This window comes from Bradyrhizobium sp., from assembly GCF_030697065.1.
Taxonomy (GTDB): Bacteria; Pseudomonadota; Alphaproteobacteria; order Rhizobiales; family Xanthobacteraceae; genus Bradyrhizobium.
The window spans coordinates 1-8,221 of the sequence record NZ_JAUYQU010000120.1 but is presented as its reverse complement, the minus strand read 5'-3'; the positions used below and the strand labels follow the sequence as shown (position 1 = coordinate 8,221).

The following is an 8,221-nucleotide window of genomic DNA, read 5'->3' as shown; positions in this document are numbered from 1 at the left end:
TCGTACTCGGCCATGCCTGTCATCACGTCGCCGAAGTCGATCAGCCCGGAAAGCCGCCAGTCTCCGTCGTCGCAACTCAGCAGAAAATTTTCCGGAATGTATTCCCCGGTCAGGATCACCTGCGGCCCGTCCAGCGCAATCAGCGGCTCGGCGTCGCGCAACAGACTATCCAGCCCGTCGCGAAACTTTGGCGGCAATCCAAGGCGCTGGTGCCGGGCACGGCATCCCGCGATCTGCCGAGCCATGAACTGCGACCAGCCCGGCTCGATGCGAGCGAGATCACCAACCGGGACGCGCTGCACCTGCGCAATCGTCTCGCCGATCTGAGACAGCACACGCTCCTTCGCCTCCTCCGGCAATTCGGGCCACGCCTGCGTGCCCAGCACGCCGGACAGCCGCGTGATGACGAGATACGGCCAATAGTCGCGTTCGCCTTCGAGTACGATTTCCGGAGTCGGGACGCTGAGTCGTCCGCGCAGCTGAGCCAGCGTAATCCGCTCCGACTCGAACTGGCCGCGCAGGAATGGCGGAAAGAGCTTCAGGATCAGCCGGTCATCGAGCCCGACCACGAGATTGGTCCCGGTCGCAAAGACATGTGCATCCGCATGCGGCAATCCGTGACTACGCGCGATATCCAGCGCCGCCGTCAGGCATTGCGACGCGTCGGCGCGCCATGCCTGGAAGGTCTCATCATTCGGCAGATCAGGCAGTGCGTGCATCGGATACCGCCGCTACCGGTCCGGATTGGCCCGCTCGAACTGGCGCAGCAGCCGGTTGCCGCGCTCGACGGCGGAATCCAGCGCCTGCTGCGCGGATTTCTTGCCGCTGAATGCCTGTTCCAGTTCGTCTTCGATCACGCCGCGGACCAGCACGAACGAGCCGAGCCGGACGCCGCGCGAATTTTCGGTCGGCGGCTTCAGGGTCATCTGCTCGATCGAGATCGCCGCACCGGGATTGCGGTCGTAGAAACCCTGCGCGCGGGTCAGGTCGAATGCCGCCCGGGTCACGGGCAGATAGCCGGTGTTCTGGTGCCAGGCGGCCTGGACCTCCGGCTTCGACAGATAGGCGAAGAATTTCGCCACGCCCTTGTATTCGGCACGCGGCCGGTCCCGCAGCACCCACAAGGTGGCGCCGCCGATGATGGTGTTTTGCGGTGCGCCTGCGACGTCGGGCCAGTACGGCAGCATGCCGTATCCCACCTCGAATTTCGAATTGGCCCTGATGTCAGCGCGCGTCGCCGAGGAGCCCAGGAAAATGCCGCATTCGCCCTTCTGAAAGCGCGGCTCCGCGGTTTGCGCCCGGCCGCTGTAGTCGAACACCCTGGTGGTCTGCCATTCCGCCAAATGCGCGACATGACGGACCATCGCCGGATTGTTGAAAGTGAGTTCGGCGCCGAGACCGCCGAAGCCGTTGGCCATGGTGGAGACCGGCAGATTGTGGAATGCGGAAAAATTCTCGACGTTGATCCATGACGGCCATGAGGTGGTCAGACCGCAAACCGCGCCGGACGCCCGCAGTTTACTGGCGGCCGCACCGACCTCGGGCCAGGTCTTCGGCACTTTTTCGGGGTCGAGGCCGGCGGCACGGAACAGGTCCTTGTTGTAGTAGAGGATCGGCGTCGAGGCATTGAACGGGAACGACAGCATGTTGCCGGCGACGTCGGAATAATAGCCGGTCACGGCCGGCAGATAGTCCGAAGGCGAAAACGCCTCGGTTTCGTTGCGCATCAGTTCGTAGACCGGATAGATCGCGCCCTTGGCAGCCATCATGGTCGCGGTGGCGATTTCGTTGACCTGAACGATGGCGGGCTGGCTGCGCGAGCGAAACGCAAAGATCGCCGCCGTGACGGTTTCGGTGTAGTTTCCCTTGTAGCTCGGAACGATCCGGTACTCGGGTTGCGATGCGTTGAAATCCGACGCCAGCTTTTCCAGCTGGCGGCCGAGTTCGCCCGACATCGCGTGCCACCACATGATCTCGGTGACCGCCCAGGCCGGAGTCGCCAGCGCGACCAATGCGGCGACGGACGCGAACTGCAAATATCTCAGAGCCGAATTCACCATACAACCAATCTGAATCTCGCCCATCCGATCCGCGACAGCGAAACGCGACACTCGCCCATGGAGCGCCCTCAATAAGGCCGTGAGCCGACGGTTTCAATCCGCAAAAAGTCCGGCGCGGCGCACCATTGACGTCCTTCGTGGGGCTGGCAGGATAGCCATCGCAAGCCGGCATCTGCTAAATGGGTTGAACCTTTCTCACCCGACGCCGACACCATCATAAGGGGATGAGTTTTGCCTGTGTACAGCCGCGCCGGCCTTTCGCGGACCGTGACTCCTGTTGTCGCGCCGTTGCTGACGGCGGTCTCGACGGGTGTCGTCGCGCGGACATTTGGCGCCGCCGGGACCAGGAGCGCCATCGACCTCGATCGCAGCAATGTGGCGACGATCGGCAGCGAAATACTCCTCAGCTTCGAACCGTGGGGATTGACCCGCCAGGCGCCCTGCGATTCCGGCGCCAGGCCGACCGGCAACATCAGGCTCGACGCCGCGATGGCGAAAATTCACGCACAGACGCAGCACAATCCAGCGGCGGCGCCGCCGATCGAACGAATTCGCAAAGTGGAGTGAACTGGCCTTGGCCATGCCGCGGCACGACGAACCCATGGATCGGCAGGCGGGTCTCGCCACGCGGGTCCGTGCCCGGATCGTCGGGCTGGTCCGGGCGGTGCCGATCCGCTGGCGCATCCTGTCGATCGCCGCGCTGAATTCGGCCGTGGTCGTGGTGCTGGCCGGCATGATCTGGAACGGCGCCCAGGTGCTCGGCTCGGCCTGGGACGACGTGCGGCAGGTGCGGGAGTCCGACAAGATCCTTGCGTTGCTGGAAAGCGAAACCAGCCGGCTGCAGAACCTGATCCATCGCTACATCAACCAGCCGAGCCCGGAACTGTTCGCGGAGATCCTGCTGTTGCGCGAGGCGGTGCTGGGCACGCTCACCACGCGCGCATCGACCGACCCGATGCTGTCAGGCTCGGTCGCCGAACTCGAGCGCGTCACCGATAAATTCCTCAACGGCTTCGGCGAACTGCGCGCGGTGCAGGCCACGATCACAAAAACCTATCAGGACCAGGTGCTGGCTCCGGCCAGGGAAATGGCCGGGCTGTATTCGATCATCGAAGGCGCCACCGGGCGCCGCGAGGCCCTGATCTGGCCGTCGCTGGGCAAATCCCGCGAGGCGTTCACCGCGATGCTGGTGGCCGCCAATTCCTATTATCTTTCGCTGGCGACGGCGTCCGCGGAGGATGCCCGCCGGAATACCGAGACCATCGAGAAAACCATTCCGGAGATGTCCGAGCTTGCCGAAAACGACCTGCAGCGCATGGCGCTGCAGCGCCTTAAGGCAAGGACAGTGGCGCTGCGCCAGGGCTTCGCCAAACTTTCGGAACAGCTGGCGCACCGTACCGGGCTGCTGCGCAACACCATCGACGCCAGCCAGGCCGAAGCGATCGGCGCGATCGACAACCTGTCGGTCCAGATGCGCCAGCGCGAGCAGAAGGCGCAGGCGACCTTCGACCGCACGCTGACCGGCATTTCCCGCAAGGTGCTGTCGATCGCCGTGATCTTTCTCGGCATCATCCTGACCGCCGGGGTGATCATTGCGCTCTCGATCCGGCTGCCGCTGCAGCAGATCATGGCGTCGATGCACGCCATCACCACCGGCAATTACGACCGCCGCGTCCAGGGCACCAATGCCAGGGACGAGGTCGGCGCGATGGCGCGCGCGGTCGAGGTGTTCCGCGAGAACGCGATCGCCAAGCGCGAGACCGAGGACGAACTGCGCACCTCGAAGGAAAAGGCCGAGGGGGCCCTGCTCGAACTCAACGCCGCCCAGCAGAACCTGATCGACGCCGAACGGCTGGCGGCGCTGGGCGGCCTGGTCGCCGGCGTCGCCCATGAAGTCAACAATCCGATCGGCATCAGCCTGACGGTGGCCTCCAGTTTCGCGCGCCGCGCCGAAATGTTCGAGGCCGAACTGAAATCCAACGGGCAGCTGCGCAAGTCGCAGCTCGAGGAATTCGTCCGCTCTTCCCGCGACGCCGCCGGGCAACTGGTGGCGAACCTGCATCGCGCCGGCGAACTGATCCAGTCCTTCAAGCAGGTCGCGGTCGACCGCTCGCATGCCGAACGCCGCCAGTTCAGCCTGTCCGAGGCGACCGACCAGATCATCGCGAGCCTCAGGCCGGTGCTGAAACGATCCGCGATCACGCTTTCGGTCGACGTGCCCGAGGGCCTGATGATCGACGGCTATCCGGGCTCGTATGGCCAGATTCTGACGAATCTGTTCCTCAACGCCGCCAATCACGCCTTCGCCGACGGGCGAAGCGGCGGCATCTCGATTTCGGCCCGCCCGCGCGGCAGCGACGACGTCGAGATCATTTTCGCCGATAACGGCGCCGGAATGACGCCGGACGTGCAGCGGCAGGCGTTCGATCCGTTCTTTACCACCCGCCGCAACGAGGGTGGCACCGGTCTGGGCCTGCATATCGTTTACAATCTGGTTACCCAGCAGCTCGGCGGGCGGATGATGCTGGATTCAAGGCTGGGACAAGGCACCACATTTCGCATTATCATGCCGCGGACCGCCAGGGGCGGCTCGGCGACCACAGAACAGGCAAGCGACGGGATTCCGCAATGGCCGAACAGGACGATGTCCTCCACCTGATCGACGATTCCGGAACCGCTCCGGTAGCCTCGACCGCGCGCAAATGGAAGGTCGCCGTCATCGACGACGACCAGGCCGTGCATGAAGGCACGCGGTTTGCGCTGAGCGACTACAATCTCAACGGCCAGACGCTGGAAATCCTCTCGGCCTATTCGGCGGCCGAGGGCCGCAAGCTGATGCAGGCGCATCCCGATATCGCCGCCGTCCTGCTCGACGTCATCATGGAAACCGACGCCGCCGGCCTCGACCTTGTCGAATATATCCGCAACGAAATCAGGAACGAGACCGTCCGCATCATCCTGCGCACCGGGCAGCCCGGCCAGGCGCCGGAGCGGCGCGTCATCGTCCAGTACGACATCAACGACTACAAGGCGAAGACCGAGCTCACCGCCGACAAGCTGTTCACCTCGCTGACCGCGGCCTTGCGCAGCTATCAGCAGCTCGAGCGCATGATGCAGACGCGGCGCGGGCTCGAAATCATCATCGATGCCGCCTCGACCCTGTACGACTTCAAGTCGATGCAACGGCTCGCCGAGGGCGTGCTGACCCAGCTCGCCTCCCTGCTCAATGTCGATTGCGCCGGCATCCTGGTGCTGCGCGACGACGGCGGCAGCGCCGGCAACGACTTCTCGGTACTGGCCGGCTCCGGCTGCTACAGCCGTTTCATCGGCACCACCGGATCGAAATCGCTCGATCCGGATCTGCGGCAGATGGTCGAAGCGGCCTTTCACCGCCGCAAGAACGAATTCGCCGACCACCGCAGCGTGCTTTATCTGCGCACCGGCAGCGGCCGCGAAGTGGTGGTGCTGCTGCAGGCGGAACGTCCGCTGTCGGAAACCGACCGCGCGCTGGTCGAGATTTTCTCCAGCCGGCTGTCGATCGCCTTCGACAATGTGATCCTCTATCAGCAGCTGCACGAGGCCAACACCCAGCTCGAGGACCGCGTCGCCCAGCGCACCCGTGCGCTGATGCAGGCCAACCGTCGGCTGTCGTCGCAATGGATGCGGCTGCAGCGCGCCAACGGCTTCAAGAACGAAATTCTCGGCACCGTCGCCCACGACCTGAAGAATCCGCTCGGCGTCATCCTCGGCCGCACCGAAATGCTGACCGAACTGATCGGCGCCGGCTCCTCCAAGGAGAGCATCACCGCCCAGGTCGAGCACATCCGCGACGCCACCAAGCGCCTGACCTCGATGGTCGACCATCTGATCTCGGATGCGATGGCCGACGCCTTCGACATCTCGATCCGGCGCGAGCCGGTCGATATCGCCGCCCTGGTCAGCGAGGTCGCCGACGCCAATCAGCCGCTGGCGGTCAACAAGCAGCAGACCATCTCGGTGTCGGCGCCGCCGAATATCGTGACGATGTGCGATACCGACCGGATGCGCGAGGCGATCGACAATCTCGTCAGCAACGCCATCAAATATTCACCGATCGGCGGCAGGATCACGGTCGTGGTCACCCATGAGCAGGACAGCATCATCATCCGCATCGCCGACGAGGGCGCGGGTCTCTCGCCGGAAGATCTCGGCCGGCTGTTCGGCCGGTTCCAGCGGCTTTCCGCCAAGCCTACCGCCGGCGAAAGCTCGACCGGCCTCGGACTGTCCATCGTCAAGCGCATCATCGACATGCATGGCGGCGAGGTGACCGCCGACAGCGCCGGGCCCGGACAAGGGTCGACCTTCACCGTCGTGCTGCCTGCAACCGAGATGTCATGACCCAGAGTCAGCAACACATCATCATTGTCGACGACGAGGCGCCGGCCCGCGAGATGGTCGGCGAATACCTCAAGATGCACGGCTTCGGCGTGACGCTGTGCGACGGCGGCAAGACCCTGCGCGAGGCGATCGAGACCTCGGTGCCGGACCTCGTGGTGCTCGATCTCAACATGCCCGAGGAAGACGGGCTTTCCATCATCCGCGACCTCAAGGGCCGCACCAATGTCCCGGTCATCATGCTGACCGCGACCGCAAGCCCGATCGACCGCGTGGTCGGGCTGGAGCTCGGCGCCGACGACTACATCGCCAAACCCTGCGAATTGCGCGAACTGATGGCGCGGATCCGCTCGGTGCTGCGGCGCTCTGCGCCGTCCAAGGCGCCGGCCGCGGCGCCCGAAGCCGCCGGTGCCAAGGCGGCCAAGGATCAGCTGGTGCGGTTCGGTACCAAATGGCTCGATCTCGAGGCGCAGGCATTGCGCGACGACGAGGGCAACGAGCACCCGCTGACCGCGTCCGAATTCGGCCTGCTCAAGGTTTTCGCGGCCAATCCGAAGCGGGTGCTGTCGCGTGAGCGGCTGCTGGAGCTGGCCAATGCGCGCGACGCCGAGGCGTTCGACCGCGCCGTGGACCTGCGCATCATGCGTATCCGCCGCAAGATCGAGATCGATCCGACCAAGCCGGCGGTGATCCGCACCATCCGTGGCGGCGGCTATTTGTTTTCGCCGGTCGGCGAGAAGGGCTGAACCCTTCGTCGGCATCCCGGCCTGCGCTCCCGGCTCAAGCCCGGATTGCGCCATCTGTGATTTGCCTCACATTTTCTCAGAACAAAACTCGATATTACACATCTGAACGGGAATGGTTCCGGGCGTTCTACCCACGCGCTCTTAATCGCTCCCACCATTGAAATCACTCGCACTTCTACCTCGAATGTTTCGTCGTGCCTGGCCCTTGAAACAATTCTCCTGCGCACGAAACCATTTTCCCGTTGGCGTGCAGACGTCCCGAAACCGGGATTAACTATCAGTCCGCCCCAACGAAACGCCGCCAATGGCGAATACCAGGAGCGTGTCATGCAGAACGTCGTCGCTATCAACGCCGCAGCCCGCCAGGGCATCATCGCTGCCCAGGCGACCTCGGACGAGATGCTGCTGCAGAGCATTGCCGGTGGCGGCCGGACCGCGATGCATATCCTTTACTCCCGTCATAATGTCCGGGTTTACCGCTTCATCCTGCGCATCGTGCGCGATACCACCATGGCCGAAGATCTCGTCAGCCAGGTTTTCCTCGACGTGTGGCGCACCGCCGCCCAGTTCGAAGGCCGTTCGCAGGTCTCCACCTGGCTATTGTCGATCGCCCGCTTCAAGGCGCTGACCGCGCTGCGCCAGCGCCGGCACGAAGATATCGACCAGGAAGACGTGCTCGAAATCGCCGATCAGGCCGACACCCCGGAAGCCTCGCTGGACCGTAGCAATACCTCGGCGATCCTGCGCGCCTGCGTCGCCAAGCTGTCGCCGGCGCACCGCGAGATCATCAACCTCGTCTACTACCACGAGAAGTCGGTGGAAGAGGCCGGCGCCATCATCGGCATTCCCCAGAGCACGGTGAAGACCCGGATGTTCTATGCCCGCAAACAGCTTGCAGACTTGCTTAAGGGCGCCGGCGTCGACAGCCTCGCGGCATAAAGTCGAGTATTTCCAGCCGGTTGCAAGGATGTCAGGGCCAGAAAACGGGAGCTTTCGCGGCGGAAGAAATTACTTCCGACGAAACAATTGAAACAATCCACG

7 protein-coding genes are annotated in these 8,221 nt (G+C 64.0%); 5 read left to right on the top strand and 2 right to left on the bottom strand.

Features of this window, described 5'->3' with window-relative positions; genetic code table 11:
* On the bottom strand, nt 1-719 hold a 719-nt coding region (locus Q8R73_RS10135; RefSeq protein WP_305719410.1), incomplete at its 3' end, for a phosphotransferase.
* 12 nt (nt 720-731) lie between these two features.
* Entirely contained in the window at nt 732-2,060 is a 1,329-nt protein-coding gene (gene ugpB / locus Q8R73_RS10130) for a sn-glycerol-3-phosphate ABC transporter substrate-binding protein UgpB (RefSeq protein ID WP_305719409.1), read from the bottom strand.
* Nucleotides 2,061-2,291: 231 nt separating this feature from the next.
* Here ugpB and Q8R73_RS10125 point away from each other — a divergent pair, with 231 nt between their 5' ends.
* From Q8R73_RS10125 to Q8R73_RS10105, 5 genes are all read left to right on the top strand, one after another.
* Nucleotides 2,292-2,627 carry a hypothetical protein gene (locus Q8R73_RS10125; protein ID WP_305719408.1) on the top strand — a complete coding sequence of 112 codons (336 nt, stop codon included), beginning with the start codon at nt 2,292-2,294 and terminating at the stop codon, nt 2,625-2,627.
* 34 nt (nt 2,628-2,661) lie between these two features.
* Nucleotides 2,662-4,719: an ATP-binding protein gene (locus tag Q8R73_RS10120; protein WP_305719407.1), complete on the top strand. Its 2,058-nt coding sequence runs from the start codon at nt 2,662-2,664 to the stop codon at nt 4,717-4,719.
* Complete coding sequence (locus tag Q8R73_RS10115; RefSeq protein ID WP_305719406.1) at nt 4,689-6,437, top strand: DUF3369 domain-containing protein; 1,749 nt, start codon at nt 4,689-4,691, stop codon at nt 6,435-6,437. The genes Q8R73_RS10120 and Q8R73_RS10115 overlap by 31 nt, the downstream gene beginning before the upstream one ends.
* On the top strand, nt 6,434-7,180 hold the full coding sequence (locus Q8R73_RS10110; protein WP_305719405.1) for a response regulator: 747 nt from the start codon (nt 6,434-6,436) through the stop codon (nt 7,178-7,180). Before Q8R73_RS10115 ends, Q8R73_RS10110 begins: the two co-directional genes overlap by 4 nt.
* A gap of 327 nt (nt 7,181-7,507) precedes the next feature.
* Nucleotides 7,508-8,119 carry a sigma-70 family RNA polymerase sigma factor gene (locus tag Q8R73_RS10105; RefSeq protein WP_305719404.1) on the top strand — a complete coding sequence of 204 codons (612 nt, stop codon included), beginning with the start codon at nt 7,508-7,510 and terminating at the stop codon, nt 8,117-8,119.
* The last annotated feature ends 102 nt before the right edge of the window (nt 8,120-8,221 follow it).

Coding starts and splice junctions, on each gene's coding strand:
- ugpB (WP_305719409.1), bottom strand. CDS start 2,060: ATGGTGAATTCGGCTCTGAGATATTTGCAGTTCGCGTCCGTCGCCGCA.
- Q8R73_RS10120 (WP_305719407.1), top strand. CDS start 2,662: ATGGATCGGCAGGCGGGTCTCGCCACGCGGGTCCGTGCCCGGATCGTC.
- Q8R73_RS10115 (WP_305719406.1), top strand. CDS start 4,689: ATGGCCGAACAGGACGATGTCCTCCACCTGATCGACGATTCCGGAACC.
- Q8R73_RS10110 (WP_305719405.1), top strand. CDS start 6,434: ATGACCCAGAGTCAGCAACACATCATCATTGTCGACGACGAGGCGCCG.
- Q8R73_RS10105 (WP_305719404.1), top strand. CDS start 7,508: ATGCAGAACGTCGTCGCTATCAACGCCGCAGCCCGCCAGGGCATCATC.